Annotated in this window: 18 protein-coding genes; 8 read left to right on the forward strand and 10 right to left on the reverse strand. The window is 42.2% G+C overall.

Going from position 1 to position 21,359, the window contains the following annotated elements; genetic code table 11:
- Positions 1–110 precede the first annotated feature (110 nt).
- The 4 genes from ABWP91_RS16600 (at position 111) to prfH (ending at position 6,075) form a co-directional block, all read left to right on the forward strand.
- The gene (locus tag ABWP91_RS16600; RefSeq protein ID WP_036963223.1) at positions 111–1,484 is read left to right on the forward strand and encodes an APC family permease; all 1,374 of its coding nucleotides are present in this window, start codon (positions 111–113) and stop codon (positions 1,482–1,484) included.
- Between the two features lie 262 nt (positions 1,485–1,746).
- Positions 1,747–3,468 carry an amidohydrolase gene (locus ABWP91_RS16605; RefSeq protein WP_006658176.1) on the forward strand — a complete coding sequence of 574 codons (1,722 nt, stop codon included), beginning with the start codon at positions 1,747–1,749 and terminating at the stop codon, positions 3,466–3,468.
- A gap of 862 nt (positions 3,469–4,330) precedes the next feature.
- Positions 4,331–5,467 carry an RNA ligase RtcB family protein gene (locus ABWP91_RS16615; RefSeq protein WP_006658179.1) on the forward strand — a complete coding sequence of 379 codons (1,137 nt, stop codon included), beginning with the start codon at positions 4,331–4,333 and terminating at the stop codon, positions 5,465–5,467.
- On the forward strand, positions 5,464–6,075 hold the full coding sequence (prfH, locus tag ABWP91_RS16620; protein ID WP_006658180.1) for a peptide chain release factor H: 612 nt from the start codon (positions 5,464–5,466) through the stop codon (positions 6,073–6,075). Before ABWP91_RS16615 ends, prfH begins: the two co-directional genes overlap by 4 nt.
- Before the next feature lie 44 nt (positions 6,076–6,119).
- Here prfH and ABWP91_RS16625 read toward each other — a convergent pair whose 3' ends face one another.
- The 9 genes from ABWP91_RS16625 to lptM all read right to left on the reverse strand — a co-directional run bounded on the left by ABWP91_RS16625 (position 6,120) and on the right by lptM (position 14,576).
- Positions 6,120–6,818, reverse strand: a complete 699-nt coding sequence (locus ABWP91_RS16625; protein ID WP_112860781.1) for a hypothetical protein — start codon at positions 6,816–6,818, stop codon at positions 6,120–6,122.
- 192 nt (positions 6,819–7,010) lie between these two features.
- Positions 7,011–7,595, reverse strand: a complete 585-nt coding sequence (locus tag ABWP91_RS16630; protein ID WP_006662367.1) for a 2OG-Fe(II) oxygenase — start codon at positions 7,593–7,595, stop codon at positions 7,011–7,013.
- Between the two features lie 259 nt (positions 7,596–7,854).
- On the reverse strand, positions 7,855–8,625 hold the full coding sequence (locus tag ABWP91_RS16635) for a hypothetical protein (protein WP_353244179.1): 771 nt from the start codon (positions 8,623–8,625) through the stop codon (positions 7,855–7,857).
- 188 nt (positions 8,626–8,813) lie between these two features.
- A complete protein-coding gene (gene uvrD / locus ABWP91_RS16640) occupies positions 8,814–10,976 on the reverse strand; it encodes a DNA helicase II (protein WP_006662365.1) in 2,163 nt (720 codons plus the stop codon).
- 218 nt (positions 10,977–11,194) lie between these two features.
- Positions 11,195–11,911 carry a 5-amino-6-(5-phospho-D-ribitylamino)uracil phosphatase YigB gene (gene yigB / locus ABWP91_RS16645; protein WP_006658185.1) on the reverse strand — a complete coding sequence of 239 codons (717 nt, stop codon included), beginning with the start codon at positions 11,909–11,911 and terminating at the stop codon, positions 11,195–11,197.
- A complete protein-coding gene (gene xerC / locus ABWP91_RS16650; protein ID WP_006658186.1) occupies positions 11,911–12,840 on the reverse strand; it encodes a tyrosine recombinase XerC in 930 nt (309 codons plus the stop codon). The genes yigB and xerC overlap by 1 nt, the downstream gene beginning before the upstream one ends.
- Complete coding sequence (locus ABWP91_RS16655; RefSeq protein WP_353244180.1) at positions 12,822–13,523, reverse strand: DUF484 family protein; 702 nt, start codon at positions 13,521–13,523, stop codon at positions 12,822–12,824. Before ABWP91_RS16655 ends, xerC begins: the two co-directional genes overlap by 19 nt.
- Before the next feature lie 27 nt (positions 13,524–13,550).
- Positions 13,551–14,375 (reverse strand): diaminopimelate epimerase, encoded by an 825-nt coding sequence (dapF, locus tag ABWP91_RS16660; protein ID WP_006662364.1) that lies wholly within the window; start codon positions 14,373–14,375, stop codon positions 13,551–13,553.
- A 21-nt stretch (positions 14,376–14,396) separates the two neighbouring features.
- A complete protein-coding gene (lptM, locus tag ABWP91_RS16665) occupies positions 14,397–14,576 on the reverse strand; it encodes an LPS translocon maturation chaperone LptM (protein ID WP_006658189.1) in 180 nt (59 codons plus the stop codon).
- 214 nt (positions 14,577–14,790) lie between these two features.
- Between lptM and cyaY the strand changes: the two genes are divergently transcribed.
- Entirely contained in the window at positions 14,791–15,108 is a 318-nt protein-coding gene (gene cyaY / locus ABWP91_RS16670) for an iron donor protein CyaY (protein ID WP_006658190.1), read from the forward strand.
- 82 nt (positions 15,109–15,190) lie between these two features.
- On the opposite strand, the gene ABWP91_RS16675 is transcribed toward cyaY, so the two are convergent.
- Complete coding sequence (locus ABWP91_RS16675; RefSeq protein ID WP_006662363.1) at positions 15,191–17,776, reverse strand: class I adenylate cyclase; 2,586 nt, start codon at positions 17,774–17,776, stop codon at positions 15,191–15,193.
- A gap of 615 nt (positions 17,777–18,391) precedes the next feature.
- Here ABWP91_RS16675 and hemC point away from each other — a divergent pair.
- The 3 genes from hemC to hemX are packed head-to-tail and all read left to right on the forward strand — an operon-like array spanning position 18,392 to position 21,357.
- Positions 18,392–19,336 (forward strand): hydroxymethylbilane synthase, encoded by a 945-nt coding sequence (gene hemC, locus ABWP91_RS16680; RefSeq protein WP_353244181.1) that lies wholly within the window; start codon positions 18,392–18,394, stop codon positions 19,334–19,336.
- Positions 19,333–20,088, forward strand: a complete 756-nt coding sequence (locus tag ABWP91_RS16685; protein ID WP_006658194.1) for a uroporphyrinogen-III synthase — start codon at positions 19,333–19,335, stop codon at positions 20,086–20,088. The genes hemC and ABWP91_RS16685 overlap by 4 nt, the downstream gene beginning before the upstream one ends.
- A gap of 3 nt (positions 20,089–20,091) precedes the next feature.
- A complete protein-coding gene (gene hemX, locus ABWP91_RS16690; RefSeq protein ID WP_353244182.1) occupies positions 20,092–21,357 on the forward strand; it encodes a uroporphyrinogen-III C-methyltransferase in 1,266 nt (421 codons plus the stop codon).
- Positions 21,358–21,359 lie beyond the last annotated feature (2 nt).

The raw sequence follows: 21,359 nt of genomic DNA on the forward strand, positions 1-21,359 counted from the left end.
AAGACATGTAGTGCTATAGCTGAAGTTATATGGCTGCATTTTTAGGTTCACTCGGCCTGTGTATTCAGACAGAGTTAACGTTGTTAAGGGCTTTTGGGAAGGGCTTCAAAATGCAACAGAATACCGTTCAAATGAAACGTGTACTGACCACCCCTGCGTTAGTGTTTTTCGGGCTTGCCTATATGGTACCGCTCGGGATTTTTACCACCTATGGACAAGTTACTGTATTAAGTGAAGGCCACCTGCCTATCGCTTATTTAATTACACTTGCTGCTGTCTTCTTTACAGCCATGAGCTATTGCCGCATGACCAGCGCACTCCCACTTTCTGGGTCTGCCTATTCATATGTGCAAAAAACCTTTGGCGGCACTCTTGGATTTCTTGTTGGTTGGGCACAACTACTGGATTATCTATTTCTTCCGATTATTAACTACATTGCCATTGGGATCTTTGTCCACGAAGCACTCCCCAATATCCCAATGCCAGTGATAATCTGCTCAACCATTGCGATTGTTAGCATCATGAACATTCTGGGTATCAAACTGGTATCTTGGATGAATATGCTGATTATTCTGATGCAATTTGTGTTTATCGCCATCTTCTTATACATCTGCTTCCAAAATGCCTATGTTTTAGATGTCGAAGCACTAATGGCGCCATTAACGGTGATGTCATCACAAGTATCAGGGCTCTTCGCCGGTGCTGCGGTACTGTGCTTAGCCTTCTTAGGCTTTGATGCTATTTCGACGATGGCAGAAGAGACTAAAGATGCTCGTCGTGCTTTACCAAAAGCCATTTTATATACCGTATTTATCGCGGGAGCGATGTTCATTGCTATCTCTTACGGCGCACACTTAATGTACCCGGTATGGCAAGACTTTATCCCGAACACCGATGTTGCCAGTATTGCAGTGATGCAACAAGTGGGCGATAAAATGAAGTGGATCGGCGCATCCTTAATGGCATCAAGCTTTATTACCGCTTATGTTATTGGTGTATTTGCTTCCGCAATGACATCTCAAGCCAGTATTGTGCGTATTTTCTATGCTATGGGTCGTGAAGGTGTGCTACCGCGTTCTATCTTTGCCTATTTACATCCACGCCTGAATACACCGGTATATTCCATTATTTTTGTGGCGGTAGCTTCGCTGCTGTCTCTTGTGCTATCTCTTAGCATGGTTGCCTCCATGATAAGCTTCGGTGCACTGATCGCCTTTACCTTCGTGAATTTATCGGTCATTAAACATTTCTATATTGACCGTAAAGCTTCCTTGGATAATACCAAACTGCTCACGTGTTTGATTATGCCATCGATTGGGGTTGTTTTAACCTTGTGGTTATGGACAAGCCTAGATGCAGAAGCCTTTACAGTGGGTTTATGTTGGTTAGCCGCAGGTGCAGGTTATCTCACTTTATTAACCCATGGTTTTACTCGTCGTCCGCCTGCTATATCCGATGCCGAGACTGAGATGATTATCAATTAATTTTCCCAGTACCTTTCGTTGATTATGGGGAAGCTTATCTTCCCCATTGAGGTTGTTGACAAAGCAGGATAAAAACGTCGTTTTTCCTGCTTTGTGTTATCAGCCGAAAATCAATGAATTGATTTTCCTAATTATTTTCAAAACCTATTCAACCTGCCACCAAACCTAGCCGGTTTGTCAGCAGTCTGTATGGGGAAGTATATCTTCCCCATTATTTTTTTGGTTCTGGCTCCTTAGGAGCCCCTGATACAGACGGTTTACGATGAATAATAAAATTGCTGATGTTATTTATTTCAACGGTTATATCTATACCGCAGACAGTCAAGATAGCGTTGTTGACGCTATCGCCTTGAAAGATGGTTATATTCTTGGAACAGGGACTTCAAATGAATTGCATCAATATGTAGGTCCAGAAACAGAGAGCATCGATCTTGAAGGCAAAATGATGATGCCAGGGATCATCGATGGACATATGCACCCATTTTGGGGAGGCATTCAGCTTTTTGGCTGCCATCTGAACTATGAATCCCTGACTATCGAGCAAATTTTACAACGCGTGCAAAGCCACCTCGATAAAGACCCGCGCACGGGAGAAAATGACTGGCTAAAAGTCACTGCGTGGTTACGTCAAGGCATGTTACCTGCGGGTATTGATATGTATCGTGAAGATATGGATAAACTCAATACCAAACGCCCTGTAGTCCTGTTCTCCAATGACTGCCATACGCTATTAGCCAATAGCCGAGCGCTCGAATTATTTGGGATCTCTAAAGATACTCCTGAGCCGCCAGATGGCAAAATTGGTAAGTACGAGAATGGTGAACTCAATGGTATTCTCGAAGATGCTCCAGCCATGCGTGCTGCCGATAGCATTCCATCGATCCGCGATGAACAAGCGGTAGAAGTGGCTGAGCTCGTTCAAAAAGTATTGAACCAGCAAGGTGTCACGATGGTGATGGATGCCCGTGTTTCTGAGCAGCAATTAAACGCATTCCACCAACTTCAACAACGTGGCGAACTGACATTACGTTTCCAAGCTGCGCGAGAAATCACGCCTGATGATACGCCAAATGTTGCTGCGGTCGCCGCTGCGGTTGATAAAGCTGTTGCTTTCGCCAAAAAATGGCACCAAGCCGAATGGACACCAGCACCTGGCATCGGATTACGTAACATCAAAATGTTTGTGGATGGTGTGCTGCAATATCCAACCATGACTGCGTCATTACTACAGCCATATCGTGTGAATAAAGGCACCGATAGCGCCCCTAATTGGGTTGAAACCGATAACTACGGCGATCTCTATTTTACCGCTGAGATCCTCAATGAGCTACTCGAAAAAATTGCTGCCGCAGGCTACGATCCTCACTTACACACTGTAGGAGAAGGTGCCGTCTCTATCGTGTTAGATGCGATTGAAAAAATGCGAGCTGCACATCCTGAAAAAGATATTCGCCCAGGACTCGCTCACAATGAGCTGGTTGACGCTAAAGACTATGCGCGTTTTGCACGTCTAAACACTATCGCCTGCTTATCATTCCAGTGGGCTGCTCCAACACCTGAACTGGCTGCATTCGAGAAAAACATGCTCGGTGAAACCCGCTTCCAGCAACTAGAGCCTATTGCTAAGTTTATTGATGCAGGTGCCGTGGTTGCTTTTGGTAGTGACTGGCCAATCGATGATTTTGACGAATGGTATGATTTGAAAGTCGCAGCCACACGTCGTGGACGCGATATTAATGGTCAACCCGCGCCAAGACTCGATAATGATCGGGACATGACTGTGATTGAAGTTTTGCGTTCTGCAACAATAGATTCCGCTTATGCACAGCATCGTGAAGATGTTGTCGGATCCCTTGAGGTGGGTAAATTTGCAGACATGATCGTGTTAGATCGCAATGTATTTAAAATACCTGCTGATGACATTGAAAATGTGAAAGTCTTGCGCACTATTGTTGGGGGTAAAACTGTTCATATTGCTTCGTAGTTTTTTAATTAGTTAAAATAGTAAAAAGTGCCCCAATTATATTGGGGCACTTTAGTTTGAGTGCTTGATATCCCAACCGGTAATAAGAAAGAAGAAAGAGTGGGGAATTCATTGTCATTAAATTGAATTAATTAAAATTCTCTCCCCACTCGGTGATTAATTGATTTCGTAATCCAATTTCACCTGAACGACTGTATTGTCATTATCAATATGCAAATAGCTTAATCTATCCTTTATTAAAAATGAGCAACCCAATATTGTTACGCAAATAGAAACTACAGCTATCATTGCGTACTTTGTCATTTCTCCTTGACCTCTCTTTTATTAAGAGGCACACTCCCGATTGTCTGGTTGGGAGTGCAGCCTCGTTGGTGAATATCACTAACGGGGCTTTTTCTTTCCCAGACCAAAAATAAATGCTTGAACTGAGCAAGATCAAGCACCCAGCAAAAGAGTAGCAAAGTTACAATAGCGAAAATATACCTGTTTGCACTTATCTTAATGAAATATTTTAATAATATTCAAATCTGTAATTAAATATCAATTTTCGTTTTGGATTATTATTTATCATAAAAATAATTAATTTCTAATTTATTAATTACTTTAGGATAAAAATTAATTTTACTTTTTTCCTCTTTTCTCTCTTGCAAAAGAAAAAAGTTCCCGTTAATATCCGCCGCGTTTTCATTCAATCAATTCACTGCAAGGAGGTTCATCATGACAACAATTAATCAAACTCTTTGCAGGCAGACCCAGAAATAGTCTTAAACGTAAAAATAATCTTAAACGTTAGTCCAGCTATCTTCTCAAAACTTGCCTGCTAATTACCTTATTTTTCACTTTAGAAATGAGTCAATAGCTTATGGGCAATACCCTTCATTCTGTGAGCGAACATGTTAATTACATCGCTACAGAATCTACATGGATTGAAAGTAAAGCAATCCAACAATTACAAACAACAGCAAATTTACCCAACATGCTTGCCGTCGTTGGTATGCCAGATTTACATCCTGGTCGAGGTTATCCAATTGGTGCCGCATTTTTCTCAGAAAAACGCTTTTACCCTGCACTGGTAGGCAATGATATTGGCTGTGGAATGAGCCTATTCCAAACAGATATTAAGCGAGCAAAAGTTAACTTAGATAAGCTAGAAAAGCAGCTTTCTGATATGACTGACCACGCTTCCCAAGAATGGCTAGATGAGCATGTGCCTGACAAAATGAAATCCCACCGTTTTATGACGTCACTTAGCTCGATTGGTGGTGGTAATCATTTCGCAGAATTTCAAGCCGTTGATAAGATTTTGAACACTGAGCTGTTCGAGCAAAGCGGTCTTGATAAACAAAAATTACTCTTGTTAGTACACAGTGGCTCGCGTGGTTTAGGGCAGTCTATTCTGCGCCAACATGTCGAACAACATAGTCACAACGGGCTCGATGAACATTCCGATGAGGCCGCAACTTACCTAAATGCTCATCAAGATGCATTGGATTTTTCGCAGCTCAATCGCCAGTTAATCGGGCTACGCATGATGCAACAAGTGAAAACGTCAGGCGAACAATATTTGGACTTGAATCATAATCTTGTAGAACCTTGTCGTATTGATGAGACAGATGGCTGGTTACACCGCAAAGGCGCAACCCCCGCTGATCGTGGTATGGTGATTATTCCCGGTTCTCGAGGTGATTACAGCTATTTGGTCGCACCAGTGGCTAATGAAATTAGCTTGAATTCCCTCGCGCATGGTGCTGGTCGAAAATGGATGAGAACTGAGTGTAAAGGGCGATTATCTCACCGCTACACGCCACTCCAATTGTCTCGAACATCCTTAGGTAGCCGAGTCATTTGTGCCAATAAGCAATTGATTTATGAAGAAGCTCCACAATCCTATAAATCAATTGATACCGTGATAGACAGTATGGTTGATGTGGGGATTATTCAAGTCATCGCACGTTTAATCCCCGTAATCACCTATAAAACCAGCGGAGACTGCGAATGATCTTATTACAGTTTTCTTCTGCTCAAGGTCCTGAAGAATGTTGCATTGCAGTAGAAAATGCATTTGCATGTTTTGTAAAAGAGGCTGCTTTACTCAAGGTGAATACCGAATTACTAGAGTCATGCCCATCTAAGCAAGGGCTAAAATCAGTGCTGATTGCTTTAGACGGTATACATGCCGAAAAAATGGCAGAACGTTGGAGTGGGACGATTCAATGGCAATGTCAAAGCCCGCTGAGACCACGCCATAAGCGCAAGAACTGGTTCATCAGTGTGATGATGTTTACACCAATACAACCTTTAGAAAACAGTGAAATCGAATATGAATTTACTCAATCTCAAGGTGCAGGGGGACAGCATGTGAATAAAACATGTTCCGCCGTTCGTGCCAAACACGTAGCAACCGGAATTAGTGTCAAAGTACAATCGGAGCGTAGTCAACATGCTAATAAAAAATTAGCCAAGGAACTCATCCATTGGAAGCTTTGCGAATATCAATCTCAACAGCTAAACACGTTAGATAAACAACGCCACCTTTCTCACTACCAGATTGAACGAGGAAATGCGGCATTAATTTTCACCGGCAAAGAATTTAAGCAAATGAACTAAAAACAGGGGCGCCACACTATTGCGTGGCACCCCATGATTACGCATTAAGCACAAACAGGATAACCAAGATAAATATCACAAGTAGGATACGTCGAGGCAAATGAGCTGATGGTATTATTACCCATAAAGCTGCTATCAGCAGAATCCATCGCGGTGATCTGCTCAGCTAATCGTGTTGCACGTGAAGAACCAAAGCAATCAGGTAATTGAGGTTCATTCAACGTATCGAGCTCTGCACTCACCATCTCAGACAAACGAATACGCTGCGCATCTAACGTTGCGAATTCTCCATTGATCCATTGGTTTTGGATAAATAGCGATATTACCGCATGGCGCACAAAGGGTGAATCTGAAGGGATTACTGAAGGGAATGGGGATTCCGTATTCGAAAATGACGCCAAACTCAGCTCTAGCGCATTAATACTGTCCATAACTTTATCAAAGTTATCTGCATCACCAATAGTATTAATATATTTTTCTATTTCCACGATGTTATTTTTAATAATTGAAAATTTTTCTTTATTATTATTTAAATTCATCTCTTCCTGATATATGAACTTATCGGTGGGTTTAATCTCCCGGGTTGTTAACGTATCTAAACTTCTACCTGTATGTTCTCTTAAAATATTAATATTTCTTTGCTGCTCTTTTTCATAAACTGCAAACTTTGCACTATAATCTTCAAATTTCAACTTAAACGAATTAAACTCGATTTGTGACTTAAATTTATTATTTAAACTCATTATATAATTCATCCTTTATTTATATTTTGAAATAGAAAATAAACTCATCTGATTTTCATTAAAAATCAAAATTAAAATAATCTAAAATATGAAAAATGACAAAATCATAGTTTATATACTACGTTTAGTTTTATTATTATGATGATTATATAACAACCAGCCCCCTAACGGGGGCGGCATACAAGGGGAACGTTAAAGTATTTTTTCAGTTAAAAACCAACCCGCTATACTTTCACGCTTATTTTCTGTGGGTAAAACTTCATGAGGAAAATTTTCTGACATAAAAAAGATCATTCGCCCTGCAACGGGTTCTAACTTAAACAAATGATTATCTTCATGGTCATAAACAACCAATTCTCCACCATCTTGAGGCTGCCATCGCTCATTCATATATAAAACCGTTGTGATTTTACGACGTCCAACTCCTCGCGGGTTATCAACATGTTTTTTATAGAATCCACCATTGGGATAGCGGCAAAAATGGGTTTCAAAATCACGTAAACCAAGATAAAGCTGACGATTTAATGCTTGCCTGATGTGCTCCATCTTATCCATATAACGCGCAACAGCATCTCCCATCTCGGGTTCTAACCAAATTGTTTGGTCGCCACGAATACTTTTATTACCCTGCAATGAATCACGATGCCCAATGCGAGCGTCTTGTAATTTATCGGGGATACAATCTTTAATGGTATGAATCTCTGACAGATTCAGAAAATCGTCCCACACATACCAACCTTGTGAAGCAAGTGAATCAATAAGTTGATCAATTGACATGATGAATTTAAGAGTGGTTACTAGGTAAGATTTTATACTTTATTAGTGGAAAAATTTAAAATTAAAAACTCAAATCCTAATGATTCAATAACCCTATCAATGCGAATCACTAAAACATTATGATTGCGAGAGTAAAACAAACAACTCCTTTTATATCATTAGCATAGAAAAATTGGAGACAAAAAAAGGACTTAAACAAGATTAAGTCCCTTATCTCATCAGCGAGAAATTAGTTCACTAATTGTAAAACTATTTAAAATTAAGCGCACATTGCTGTTCGACCAACACCGCCACAGTCACAGAAAGGAATTGATGCTTTCATAGAATTTATAGGCATAGAATTGATTGGGTTCTCTGCTGAAAAATAGCCTTCATTCGTGGGTTCAAAGCCTGACTGCTGTTCGGAAAGCATATCCAATAATGCAGGTTGTACATCTAATTGTACGGGATCTTTCATTGCCTTAAGCGCATCTAACTCAATATTCAAACGTTCTTCATTTATCTTTTTAACTAAAACGTCAATTTCATAGCGCACTTTGGCGAGTTCATCATTTTTTTTATTAAAATTAGCAATAGGCGTGAAAATCATCCCTCTCAATCCGCCATGATTAGTGAAGTCTATTTTTTCAAAGTTATTTTTTGGTTGATTCCAACTTTCATTATTCTTTAAATCTTGTTGAACTTGTTTAATATAAAAATCAATTTCATTTTGACTATAAAATACATTATTTTCTTTCAAATCAGTAAGGATGGACTCTTGTTCCAACAGAGTATTATGGCTTAGGCTTACTTTATTCACTTGCTCACGCAAGCTATTATTTATTTTATTCTTAACTGCATCCATGGTTTGTTGCATTTTATTAATACCATGCCTTCCAGATATTAATAATTTTTCACTCACAGAATTCATATTCTCTATGGCTGCATTGGCTCTATCATTTAATTCAGCCAATAACTCTTTACTTCTTTTTATTTTCACTCTAACTAAATCTAATTTTTTATCTAAATTAGCAAATATTTCCATTTCCATATGATAAATCTCCATTGATTATTTTAATTAATTAAAATTCAATCGGAGACTATAGTAATTTAACGTAGAAAACAAATATTTAAATTATATGTTTTTAATATAAAAATAAAGAGAATTTATTATAATTTGGGGGGATTTATTTTTGAGTGAGCACCGCGATTCTTTGCGGTGCTATATTTAATCTGGATCTACAACATTTCTAATCGAGCATAAGACGCTACCAGCCATTTAATGCCTTGTCCCTGAAACGCAATTTGCAATCGGCAATGCTCACCACTTCCCTCAAGGTTAATGATGGTGCCTTCGCCAAATTTCGCATGTCTGACTCGCTGCCCTAATGCATAACCTGAATCATTCTGGCTGATTGGCGTACCAAGACGTTGATGACTGACAGGACGAGAAACTGTCGCTCTTAAACGTACCTCTTCCACACATTCTGTTGGCAACTCACCAATGAAGCGAGAAGGACGATGATAAACTTCTTTACCATATAAACGACGGCTTTCTGCATAGGTAATCGTCAGCTTTACCATCGCACGGGTAATCCCTACATAAGCCAGACGACGCTCTTCTTCAAGGCGGCCGCTTTCGTCCATAGACATTTGACTTGGGAACATACCTTCCTCCATTCCTACGATAAATACCACAGGAAATTCAAGCCCTTTAGCAGAGTGCAATGTCATCAATTGAACGGCATCTTGGTTGACATCAGCCTGTCCTTCACCAGACTCTAATGCAGCGTGAGATAAAAATGCCTGTAATGGCATTAAATCTTGGTCTTCATCTTGATAGCTAAAGTCACGTGTCGCGTTGACTAACTCTTCCAAGTTTTCAATTCGAGCTTGGGCTTTCTCACCCTTTTCTTGCTCATACATTGCTCGTAAACCGGAATCATTGATCACTCGGTCGGCTTGAACATGTAATGGCATCTCTTGGGTCTCTTTCGCTAATGCTTCGATTAACTCAAGAAAACGTTCAATTGAACTCGCAGCCCTGCCGCCCAATACCTGTTCGCGAAGTAAGTACTCACAACTCTCCCATAAAGTCAGTTGCTGATCCCGAGCAGTTTGACGAACTGTATCCAATGTTCTCTCACCAATGCCTCGCGTTGGTGTGTTCACCACACGCTCAAAAGAAGCGTCGTCATTACGGTTAGCAATCAATCTCAAGTATGAGAGCGCATCTTTAATTTCTTGGCGCTCAAAGAAGCGCTGGCCGCCGTAAATACGGTATGCCATCGCACCTTGAATTAACGCTTCTTCCATGACACGAGATTGGGCATTACTTCGGTAGAGGATCGCGCAATCTTGTAAAGCACCACCGTTTTCATGCCATTGCTTGATGCGTCCAACCACATAGCGGGCTTCATCAAGCTCATTGAAGGCACAATAAAGGGAAATAGGTTCGCCATCGCCGCCCTCTGTCCACAAATTTTTACCGAGTCGGTCACTATTATTGGCGATGAGCGTATTCGCTGATTTCAAAATATTATTGGTTGAACGGTAATTTTGCTCAAGACGGATAGTTTCAGCGCCGGGAAAATCATTCAAGAAACGCTGAATATTCTCAACTTGTGCACCACGCCAACCATAAATTGATTGGTCATCGTCCCCCACGATCATCACTTTGCCCGTATCGCCAGCTAATACCCGAATCCAAGCATATTGAATGCTGTTGGTATCTTGGAATTCATCCACCAAGATATTAGTAAAACGCTCACGGTAATGCTGGAGAACATGAGGCTTGTTCAGCCATAACTCATGAGCACGCAACAGTAATTCAGCAAAATCCACCAGCCCAGCGCGATCACAGGCTTCTTGATAGGCTTGGTATACCTTCAACCACGTCGCCTCTACTGGATTACCATAACTTTCAATATGCTGAGGACGCAGCCCTTCATCTTTTTTACCGTTGATGTACCACATACCTTGGCGAGGTGGCCACTGTTTCTCATCGAGATTCATAGCTTTAAGTAGACGGCGGATCAGACGATATTGGTCGTCACTGTCTAGAATTTGAAAATCTTGTGGCAAATTGGCATCTAAATAGTGCTGACGGAGTAAGCGGTGTGCTAAACCGTGGAAAGTACCAATCCACATTCCACCTTCGCTGGTTCCCACTAACTGATTAATACGATGACGCATTTCTGCGGCAGCTTTGTTGGTAAACGTCACAGCCATAATCGAAAACGGAGACGCATTTTCCACCGACATTAGCCAAGCAATGCGATGTACCAACACACGCGTTTTACCGCTCCCCGCCCCAGCGAGTACCAGTAAATTAGTTCGCGGGGCGGCAACCGCTTCGCGTTGTTTGTCATTAAGACCTTCGAGCAGATATGAGACGTCCATAGTTACCATCAAAGCAAAACAGTGACTTGCACCACTGTGGGGTTACTGACAAAGAGGGAGTAAAATGTGGTTTTTCACTCTTTGTGTTATTAGGCGAAAATCAATAAATGATTTTCCTCGTTTATTTTCATAAACCCAAGAAGCCATTTCAAAACCCGATGGATTTGGAAATAGTTTAACAGTGGCTTACACCACTGTGTTTTTATACAGAGAGAGGATTATACCAATGACAAAAGAGAATCCAACCGACAAATTTCTACGTGAGGTAATAAATGCCCTTCTTTCTCGTTCATCAACGTTGAATGGTCCACGTTAAACCAGCAAGCTTGCATTCCACTTTTGATTGCCCCTTCCACATCCGTTAGTAGGTTATCCCCAATATGTAAAATTGCGCTAGGCTCAATGTTTAAGCGCTGAGAGGCTAGATGGTACATATCACAATACGGTTTTGAGCGCCCATCAGGACCTGCTTTTAAGACAAACTGGAAATATTGCCCTAACCCACACTCTTGTGGTTCTGCATTACCGTTAGTGATGGCTACCAGTGGTAATTTTTCGGCTAATTTTGCTAACGTTTCATGTGTTGATTGCGGCACATCGATTTGGTTACGCCAGTAAGTAAAGTGCGACATAATCTCATCCGCACCTTTCAGAGCATCTTCTTTACTGTAACCATAGTGGCATAACATCATTTTCGACGATAACCAGCGCCAACGGGTAATATCATGACGAATATTGGGTTCTTGCTCTTCAACTAAATAACGAAATGCATAAATATCATCGTTAGTAAAATGATGAAAACGCGGGTCATATTCACGGATAAACCGTAAAACTTCCTCTTCGGTTTTATCAATTACTGGGTGGTTGTCGTACAACGTATCATCCAAATCAAACGTCATCGCTTTGATGGGTGATAACGGACGGTAAAAGTGCATTAAGATTTCTCCCTCTTCGCTCGCGGATGCGCCACATCATAAACATTTGCGAGATGTTGGAAATCAAGGTGGGTATAAATTTGGGTTGTTGAGAGATTGGCATGACCCAATAACTCTTGGACCCCGCGTAAATTACCACTTGATTCGAGAATATGCGTTGCAAAAGAGTGGCGTAATTTGTGGGGATTGATATGGCTATTCACCTCTTGTTTGATTCCCCATTGTTCGAATCGCTTTTGCACATTACGATTCGAGATACGTTTACCACTTTGCGTCGAAATAAATACCGCACCATCAACTGGCTCATACAATTCACGCATTTCAAGCCAGCGCTTTAACCAGCTTACCGCTGTTTTTCCTAGGGGAATTTTACGTTCTTTGCTACCTTTCCCCATCACCCAAACCTCGCCTAAATCGAGATCTAGATGCTTCACATCTAAGCCAACTAACTCAGATAGACGTAATCCTGCGCCATACATCACTTCTAACATCGTCCTATCTCTCACGACGAGAGGGTCACCACTGTCCATATTCAATAATTGAGAGATTTCATCCACATCCATATTTTTGGGCAGACGTTTTTTGGCTTTAGGTGCATGGAGAGTTTTCACCGGATTTGCAGGTAGCTCCCCTTGCTGCACCATCCAATCACAAAAACTGCGAAGGGCTGAAAGCCTTAGTGCCATACTCGCGGCTTGTAAGCCAGTTCGACGGCTTTTCGCCGCAATACTGCGCCCTAAGGTAATATCCAGTTTTTGCCATTGATTGACTTTTAGCTCACCCAAAATTTGGCACACGACACTTAATTGACGACGATAATTGGTGATAGTCACTGGACTTAACCGCCGTTCGACGCGCAGATAGCGAAGAAAGGCTTCGACTTGGATCATCAGCCCTTCTGGCTGAACGTCTACAGACGCTCTATCCATTGACATAATAACCTCGGTAGGATTTGAGCCACTTTTTCCAGCATCACTGTTCCCATACCATGTTGATAGTGTTCACGGTCGCGGCTACTAAAAATAACCATACCTGACTCACCATGATGACCAAACAGTGAAATCGCCACTGAACCTACATTTTGTGCATCAGGCAGTAAAAGTTGAAGTTCAGGACCATTAAGACGACCAAGATAATTGAGGCGATCCCCAAAACGCTGAATACGTACAGGCTCGAAAATACGACGCGGAAGCACTAATTCGTGAGCATCTAATGGGGCGGATAACCGCCAACTGTCACTAAACAGGCGTACTGATGCTGATAAACCCAGTTTTTTTGCCCAACGGTTTAATGAAAATAACATCTCCCGCAAACTGTTTGCAGAAGACATCTCAATCACAAGATAAAGAAGTTCATCGAACAGCAGCCCATTTTCATGCGCCTGTTCCACCATGAAGCGAATATCCTGTTCAAGATTTTTAATTTTTTGACGTTGACGACTCATCACGAGCTCAGGAAGCGAAATAGCCTCCTGAACAACGTGAGGAACCTTGATTTGCTCAGCAAGAGATACATTGCGAATAAAGAAATAAGGGTTCTGTTTTAAATATTGCACCACATCCTGCTCATCCATTCGCTGAGCAATCTCTGGCACCGTTTCACGCTTATCCATTATTCCCCTCTTTGCACTCAATCAAGATTAAATTTGGATCACTCCATCATAGACATGGGTTGCAGGTCCCGTCATGTATAACGGCGATCCGGGACCATCCCAACTAATATCCAGAGAACCGCCTGGTAAATCCACGCGAACTCTGTTCGCTAACAACCCCTGCCCAACACCGACGGCCACAGCCGCACATGCCCCACTCCCGCATGCTTGGGTTTCCCCTGCACCACGTTCATAAACACGTAGACGAATGTAATCCGCACTGACAACCTCCATAAACCCGATATTGGCACGTTCAGGGAAGCGCTCATGGCTTTCTAGTGCAGGACCTAAAACTTCCACTTCAGCGGTCTGTACATTATCGACTTGTACAACACAATGGGGGTTTCCCATCGAAACAACCCCCGCAAACACTGTACGTTCTTGTGCTCGAATAATATAGGTTTTTTCCGCTTTCACGGCGCGAAATGGAACGTTTTGTGGCTCGAAATCAGGCTCGCCCATATTCACGCAAACATCATCATTTTCATTAATGGTAAGAGTCATGCGCCCTGATTGAGTGCTCACTTTAATTTTTTGCTTGTTCGTCAGTCCTTTTAAGCGCACAAAGCGCGCAAAACACCGTGCACCATTGCCACATTGTGCCACTTCGCTACCATCCGCATTAAAAATACGATAATGGAAATCAAGATCGGGATCATAAGGGGCTTCCACCAGCAAAAGCTGATCAAAACCAACGCCAGTATGTCTATCTGCAAGGCGGCAGATCAGCTCTGGTGAAAAATAGACGTTCTGTGTGACGCCATCTACCACCATAAAATCATTGCCTAGACCATGCATTTTTGAGAACTGCAATTCACGTTCCATAGCAGAGGCTTACTGTTTATTCGCAGCAGGCTCTTTGTTTGAGCTGCTTGGAGCTTTAGGTTGCACGTCAGATTTAGCAGGCGCAGCTGCATTGTCTTCAGGCGGAAAATACAACGGACCTTTTAAGCCGCAGCCTGAAAGGGTAAGTAAAACGAGAAGTGCACTAAGCCCAAATAAACTTTTTTTCATTATGTTTCGCCTGTAAGACTAAATTTTGCAATCTGATATTTCACACAGTAACAGGAGTCGCTTTTCAAATCACGCCTGTTTATCAAACATATTAATATTATATACGTTAAATAATTCAAATGGCATCTCACATCTGAGATGTGAGCCGTTTGACCCCTGAACACATTCAACCCTATAATTTCGCCTAAATAAAAGTATAAACAGGAAATACATCATGAACGATAGCGAATTTCATCAGTTGGCAGAGCAATTGCTTAGTTCGATTGAAGAACATTTAGATAATTACGATGGCGATGCAGATATTGATAGTGAAATTAATGGCGGCGTCATGACATTGAGTTTTGAAGATGGCAGTAAGATTATCATCAACAAACAAGAAGCGTTCCACCAGATCTGGTTAGCGACAAAACAAGGTGGCTATCATTATGATTACAAAGATGGAAAATGGATTTGTGACCGCTCAGGTCAAGAGTTTCTGTCTATGTTAGGCAATGCAATTACCTTCCAAAGCCACTTCCCTTTTTCGTTCTAAACACGCACTCATTCTAAAACCACAGGCAGAGGCAATAATATACTCTGTCTGTCGTTTATCACGATTAAAACCAATAATCATATTACGCGTGCTGTTTAGATAGGCTTAGCGGCTCAGGCGAGCTTAATGGTGGTGCAGAGGGGTAATCATCATTATCTTCTTCGTCTGCAGTAAATGGCCAAGTCGCATCAGAAAAGACCATGACTTGCTTTTTGCCTGCCTCTTCTACAATTTGATAAAACTGAGGTAAATTGAAATTAATAAAGTTCGCACCGTAAGTAAAACGGTCATGGGAAGATGAGTAAAATTTACTCACATCACGCACCAATTCTTCTTTTGAACCTTCGCAGTGAGAATAGATTTCCACGCGATTGGCTTCATCCAACACGTAAATATTAAAGCCAGTGTTGTCGTCAGTATTTTCAAAGAAAAACTGCACAATACCTTCACTTGCGTAGCCATCAACAACCGCAGGAAGATGATTATCCCCCTTCGCTTGTAATTTTACTGGCCAACCATGCAATTTGTTATGGGAGATAGCGCCATAGAACTCAACCGCATTTTCAAGCTTTTGCACAGAAACGTTTAAACGTTCAAAGAACAGACCCCATGTTTGCCCAGCGATACGCAGAGCCTTAAAGCGCCCTGGCTCATTATGGTTACTGGATAAACGCAGCTCAATACACTCTGATACCAACTGTTGGACACGAGTACGAATAAGACCGCGTAAATGTTCGCTATAACAAAATACTTCAACTGCCTCTGGCGGCGCCGCGTCTTGGTGCATTTTGCCAAGGATGGTTTTCAGCGCTTCTAACATACACTGCTCACCACTGAAATGCAGAGTACGAACCTCATTCCATGAATTACGGTACAGCAGGTCAATGCTGCTAATCAGGCATTTTTGTGATTCACCAAAGCTGAAAATATCTAGCTTTCTAAAATCCACATGCACCACTTGCTCAGAGTAAACCTGAGTCGGGTCTTTCTCCAAGTTAACAATAATGGCTAAGTGGCGGATTTCACATGGACTATACAATGCTTTAGGGGTTGGAGCTGGCAATCTTATTGGGAAATGGCTCGATACATCATGCATTAATTCCAATAACTTACGCTCATCGCATTGGGACTTGCCATGATGCATATGGACTTGCGTATTTTCAGTCAGTAACCCATTAAAATAGGCCCACGCCACTAACTTATTCAAATAGCGGTTATATTCTAAAGGTTGATGACCAATAATGGTGTCAATTTGCGGTGCTTGGTTATACAGGTACCAACCACTGCGATTTGCACGACCTTCAGGGACATAAATAAACGTCAGATGCTCTTCACTGAGGTCTGGCGAAATCTGAGGGTTAACCAGAGTCACTTTCCCTGGTAGCGCTTCAAAGGCCGCATATAACTTACGGGTTAATACCCCAATATCTTGTGGGCTAGCACTAACACTTAAATTATTACGGCGCGCAAACCGAATTAAATTACGGTAACTTTGCATCATCGTATCGAGCAGCTCATTATGAGCTTCACGTACTCGCTCAATTTTCCATTGGTTACGCGTATCCAATAATGCCAAACGCTCTGAACTCCATCCCCACGATTCCACTAACTGAGACAACACATCACGACGCCAACCTGAACACGAATTACCTTCATCTTCAGACAGTTTTTCACAGACTTTGAGATAGAAACAGCGGCGAATTAAATCTAAACGTGTTGAGTCGTTAATTTCAGTCAAATAACGAGTAACACGTTCCAACATCAAACAGTATGAATCCAACCCGTAACAGACAATTTCACCTGCATGTAAATGACGTTTGAATTCTAACGCTAATAATTTACCGTGTGGATAATCCCAAGAATAGGATTCCAGTAAAATGCTTTTTAATACCGCTTTATAAGGAGAATCGACACTTTTATACAGCTGCCACAGGCTCGCGCCAAAGTATTCCGCAGCTGAAAGTTCACCAAGGCCCCCTAAATCTAGCCATTCGTTTGGTGTCAAAACGCCTTGCGCATAGAGTCCCATGACATATTCGTCATAGTGTTGCTCTTCCTCAACAGGGACCATCGTCCACAATAAGCGTTTTCCGGCCATTCTTACCGCAGTACGGTAAAATTCATCCAGCAGTAAAATATGTTGAGTAGAACCGCAATCTTCACCACCGATATGTCCACTCGCATTATGGCGAAAACGGTTTTCATCAATTAAAAAAATCGTGACATCAATCCCCAGAGAAGCTGCCCACTGTTCGATTAATGTGCATTTTTTCTGTAGGAATCGTTTCTCTTCGTTATCTAACCAAGAAGGATGACAGACCCAAACGTCAATATCTGAACAGTGACTTTGGCCCACTGAAGACGTACTTCCCATCGAGTAAATGCCCGTAATTGGCAATTCACCATTCGCTTGGTTTTTGGTGGGTAAAAAACGTTCTAAAGGTTGTAACCATTTGAGTTGTTCTGCATCGGGAGAAAAGAAACAGACACCATGAGGGACGTTGCCTTCAATATAACCCGGCATCATTGGATGATGATAATGAAACAAAACCGGCAACAAGTTGTAAACCTTCGAAAAGGTTTCACTCATAGAAGCCGTCGCGCGTTCCAACCGCAGTTGGTTTATCGCATCAAGTCTTTGCTTTAAAGTTTCAATATAGAGGTACAAAGGTTACGCCTGACTGAATGAATGTAATGACAAACCTGGGGGAATTTTCCCAGCACCCAACAGATAGAGAAAAACTTAAATTACTTTTCAAAGGGATTGTCGGAAACGTGATCAATTTAACACCTTGGAGCAAAAGGGTAAAGTAGATCACAGAATTTTTCCCGTCTATTTTTAGTACAAATTATTTTTCAACATATTGTATAAAAAGACTTTTTATTTTTGTATCACGGAAATATCCCTTGTTTTTCAATGGAATAATATCAGTGCCGTCGATTGTCTAACAAAAAGGCAGCCATAATCTAAATCCAGCTTAGTGCTGTCCGGCTCTACGCTTACTCGCTTCAACAAAAATCGCTTAATCCGCTCTCCATTTTATTTTAAAAAAAGCACGAATAGCTAAAGAATTTTGTTATATAGATCTTTTTTTACCCGTTTTTCTTCACTCTCTGCCCCAAAAAGATGTAAAAAAGCGAACGTAAGATTATTCACTCTCTCTGCACACTCACTGAATATCGTTCATTCTGCGACCAACTGGAAAAATGGCCGCTAACATGTTAAAACTAACGCCAATTGTATGGTTAATCTGCGGCAATATTCGCCTGAGAAAACAGTGAAATGACATCAACAAATATCGTACGCATCGCGACGCGTAAAAGCCCTCTCGCTCTATGGCAAGCTTATTTCGTCAAAGCGAAACTCGAGCAACTCCACCCAGGTTTACAGGTAGAGTTAGTTCCAATGGTCACCAAAGGGGACATCATTTTAGATACCCCATTAGCAAAAGTGGGTGGAAAAGGATTATTCGTCAAAGAGTTAGAGTTGGCTTTACTCGAAGGGCGTGCAGATATTGCCGTTCACTCCATGAAAGACGTCCCCGTTGAATTTCCTGAAGGGTTAGGTTTAGTCACCATTTGTGAGCGAGAAGACCCACGGGATGCATTTGTTTCAAACCATTATGCCAATATTGATGCGCTTCCTGCGGGTAGCATCGTCGGGACATCCAGCTTACGTCGCCAATGCCAATTAAGAGAATTACGCCCGGATCTCGTTATCCGAGACTTACGCGGCAACGTGGGTACCCGCCTATCCAAGCTTGATAATGGCGAATATGATGCCATTATCCTTGCAGTCGCTGGTTTAAAACGCTTAGAGCTCGATGAACGTATCAAAACCGCGTTGGAACCAGAACAATCTCTACCTGCGGTAGGACAAGGCGCGGTAGGCATTGAGTGCCGTTTAAATGATCAACGTACTCGCGATTTATTGGCAAAATTGAACCATGATGCAACATCGATTTGCGTTCTCGCGGAACGTGCAATGAATATGCGCCTCGAAGGGGGTTGCCAAGTCCCTATTGGCAGTTACGCCATCTGGCAAGGCGATAAAATCTGGTTACGTGCCCTTGTGGGAGCGCCAGATGGTAGCCAAGTCATCCGTGGTGAGCGTTTAATCGCACCTGTGGATGCAATCCAAGCAGGTATTTCTCTCGCGGAAGAGCTGCTTAATAAAGGCGCGCGCGAAATTCTAGCTGAAGTCTATAAAGGAAATGCACCAGCATGAAGGTCCTTGTTACTCGCCCTGAGCCATCAAGCTCAGCGTTGATAACAGCCATTAATGCAATAGGGGCACAAGCTTATGCTGCCCCCCTAATTACGATTGAAGCTGGCGCGGAACTGAATACGTTAATCCCACGCTTAGATGGATTATCGAAAAACGACCTCGTCTTTCTTTTGTCCAAAAATGCCGTCTGGTATGCAAATTTAGTGCTGCAACAAGCAGGACGAGACTGGTCAGATAAGTTATCCTATTATGGTATAGGACAATCGACAGGACACTATTTTCAACGGTTAACTGGACAGACTATCCATTGGGCTGAAGCGGGTGAAACCAGCGAAGTGTTACTCACTCACCCTGACCTACAAAATTTAACCGGAAAATGTGCCATACTCCTGCGAGGAAATGGTGGGCGTGAGCTTCTTGCCTCAACATTGCGCGCACGAGGTGCCAATGTTGATTACTGCGAATGTTACGCAAGACGCCCTGTACCGTATGATAAAACTGAGTTTAACCAAACTTGGTTTAACGCTGATATCACTGACATCGTCATCACCAGTGGAGAAATGTTAACGTTGCTTAATGATTTGCTCTCTGAAGAGATGAAACAATGGTGGTATTCCCGCCGACTACTGGTTGTCAGCGAACGAATTGCAGAAAAAGCCCACCAAAGTGGGTGGCGTCGAGTCTGCGTAGCAACTAGCGCAGAGAATAACGCTTTACTTGAAGCATTAATTTCAACCGATATGGGATGCTAATTTATGACGGAACAAGACAAAATTACCGATACTGTTAATGATGAAGTGGTCACCGAGAAGCAAAAATCTCGCCAGCCTGCACCTTCATCCAAGCAGAAACGCTCTGGTCTTGCAGTCAGTGCGATTGCTATCGCAATCCTCGTCGTCATGGGCGGCGGGATGTACTACTTTACTCAACAAAGCAATGCGCAATTAGTTCATGATAACAATCAACTGAAACAGCAAGTTAGTGAGCTAGTTGAGCAACAAAATGCCGATAGACAACGTGTTGATGCGCTCATTGCCAACAATACCGAACTGAAAAACCATGCTCGTGATTACGAAGATCAACTCAATCGTCGCATGCAAGAATTACAAGCCCATGTCACCGCACTTTCCAGCTCTGATGTAAAAAATTGGCTGATCGCACAAGCTGATTTTATGGTGAAAATGGCAGGTCGAAAATTATGGAATGACCATGACCCTGTTACAGCGGCGGTCCTCTTAAAAAGTGCGGATACCAGTCTGGCGGAAATGAATGATCCGAGCCTACTCGATATCCGTAAAGCCATCGCTAATGATATGAATCGTTTAGCCGCTATCAATCAAATTGATTATGACGGTATTATTTTGCGCCTGAATCAGTTAAGTAATGACGTTGATAACTTACGTCTTGCTGATTTAAATAATGGTGATGCGCCAGAAGAAACTGGAACAGATGTCAGTGAGGACATCGCTGACTGGAAAGATAACCTCGCGCGCAGCTGGAAAAGCTTCACGAGTGATTTCATCACCGTTCGTGCTCGTGATGGCTCTGAAGCCCCACTATTAGCGCCGAATCAAGATATCTATCTACGCGAGAATATCCGTTCCCAACTGCTTATTGCGGCACAAGCAGTACCTCGTTATCAAGAAGAGACCTATAAACAGTCCCTTGAGCAAGCCTCAACATGGGTGCGGGCGTATTTTGACGTGGATGATCCAGCAACTAAGGCATTTTTGACTGAGCTGGATGATTTAATCAATCAACCTATCGACGCAGATATGCCAGAAGCCTTAGAAAGCCAAGCTAAGCTGGAAAAAGTGATGCAAACGCGAGTACGTAATTTGTTATCTCAAAATCCAGAACCAACTGGTGTTTCCGAAGATGCCGCGCTTGAGGCGGTAAAAGAATCTGACAAAGCCGCCCAAGAGGCAACGGCTCCTGCGGATACGCAAACCAACAAACCGGACGTTGCCGTCGAAGCTCCTGTAACGGGTGCGGCAAACGCCCCTGAGCATAAGGGGTGATC

Origin of the sequence: Providencia sp. (assembly GCF_040396775.1) — a bacterium.
In the GTDB taxonomy this organism is placed as follows: Bacteria; Pseudomonadota; Gammaproteobacteria; order Enterobacterales; family Enterobacteriaceae; genus Providencia.

Excerpts from the sequence above, each read along its gene's own strand:
- prfH (WP_006658180.1), top strand. The coding sequence starts at position 5,464 with ATGATCTTATTACAGTTTTCTTCTGCTCAAGGTCCTGAAGAATGTTGC.
- ABWP91_RS16625 (WP_112860781.1), bottom strand. The coding sequence starts at position 6,818 with ATGAGTTTAAATAATAAATTTAAGTCACAAATCGAGTTTAATTCGTTT.
- uvrD (WP_006662365.1), bottom strand. The coding sequence starts at position 10,976 with ATGGACGTCTCATATCTGCTCGAAGGTCTTAATGACAAACAACGCGAA.
- ABWP91_RS16605 (WP_006658176.1), top strand. The coding sequence starts at position 1,747 with ATGAATAATAAAATTGCTGATGTTATTTATTTCAACGGTTATATCTAT.
- ABWP91_RS16685 (WP_006658194.1), top strand. The coding sequence starts at position 19,333 with ATGAAGGTCCTTGTTACTCGCCCTGAGCCATCAAGCTCAGCGTTGATA.
- hemX (WP_353244182.1), top strand. The coding sequence starts at position 20,092 with ATGACGGAACAAGACAAAATTACCGATACTGTTAATGATGAAGTGGTC.
- ABWP91_RS16635 (WP_353244179.1), bottom strand. The coding sequence starts at position 8,625 with ATGGAAATGGAAATATTTGCTAATTTAGATAAAAAATTAGATTTAGTT.
- ABWP91_RS16630 (WP_006662367.1), bottom strand. The coding sequence starts at position 7,595 with ATGTCAATTGATCAACTTATTGATTCACTTGCTTCACAAGGTTGGTAT.
- lptM (WP_006658189.1), bottom strand. The coding sequence starts at position 14,576 with ATGAAAAAAAGTTTATTTGGGCTTAGTGCACTTCTCGTTTTACTTACC.
- ABWP91_RS16615 (WP_006658179.1), top strand. The coding sequence starts at position 4,331 with ATGGGCAATACCCTTCATTCTGTGAGCGAACATGTTAATTACATCGCT.
- ABWP91_RS16655 (WP_353244180.1), bottom strand. The coding sequence starts at position 13,523 with ATGGATAAGCGTGAAACGGTGCCAGAGATTGCTCAGCGAATGGATGAG.
- hemC (WP_353244181.1), top strand. The coding sequence starts at position 18,392 with ATGACATCAACAAATATCGTACGCATCGCGACGCGTAAAAGCCCTCTC.
- ABWP91_RS16600 (WP_036963223.1), top strand. The coding sequence starts at position 111 with ATGCAACAGAATACCGTTCAAATGAAACGTGTACTGACCACCCCTGCG.
- yigB (WP_006658185.1), bottom strand. The coding sequence starts at position 11,911 with ATGCACTTTTACCGTCCGTTATCACCCATCAAAGCGATGACGTTTGAT.
- cyaY (WP_006658190.1), top strand. The coding sequence starts at position 14,791 with ATGAACGATAGCGAATTTCATCAGTTGGCAGAGCAATTGCTTAGTTCG.
- xerC (WP_006658186.1), bottom strand. The coding sequence starts at position 12,840 with ATGGATAGAGCGTCTGTAGACGTTCAGCCAGAAGGGCTGATGATCCAA.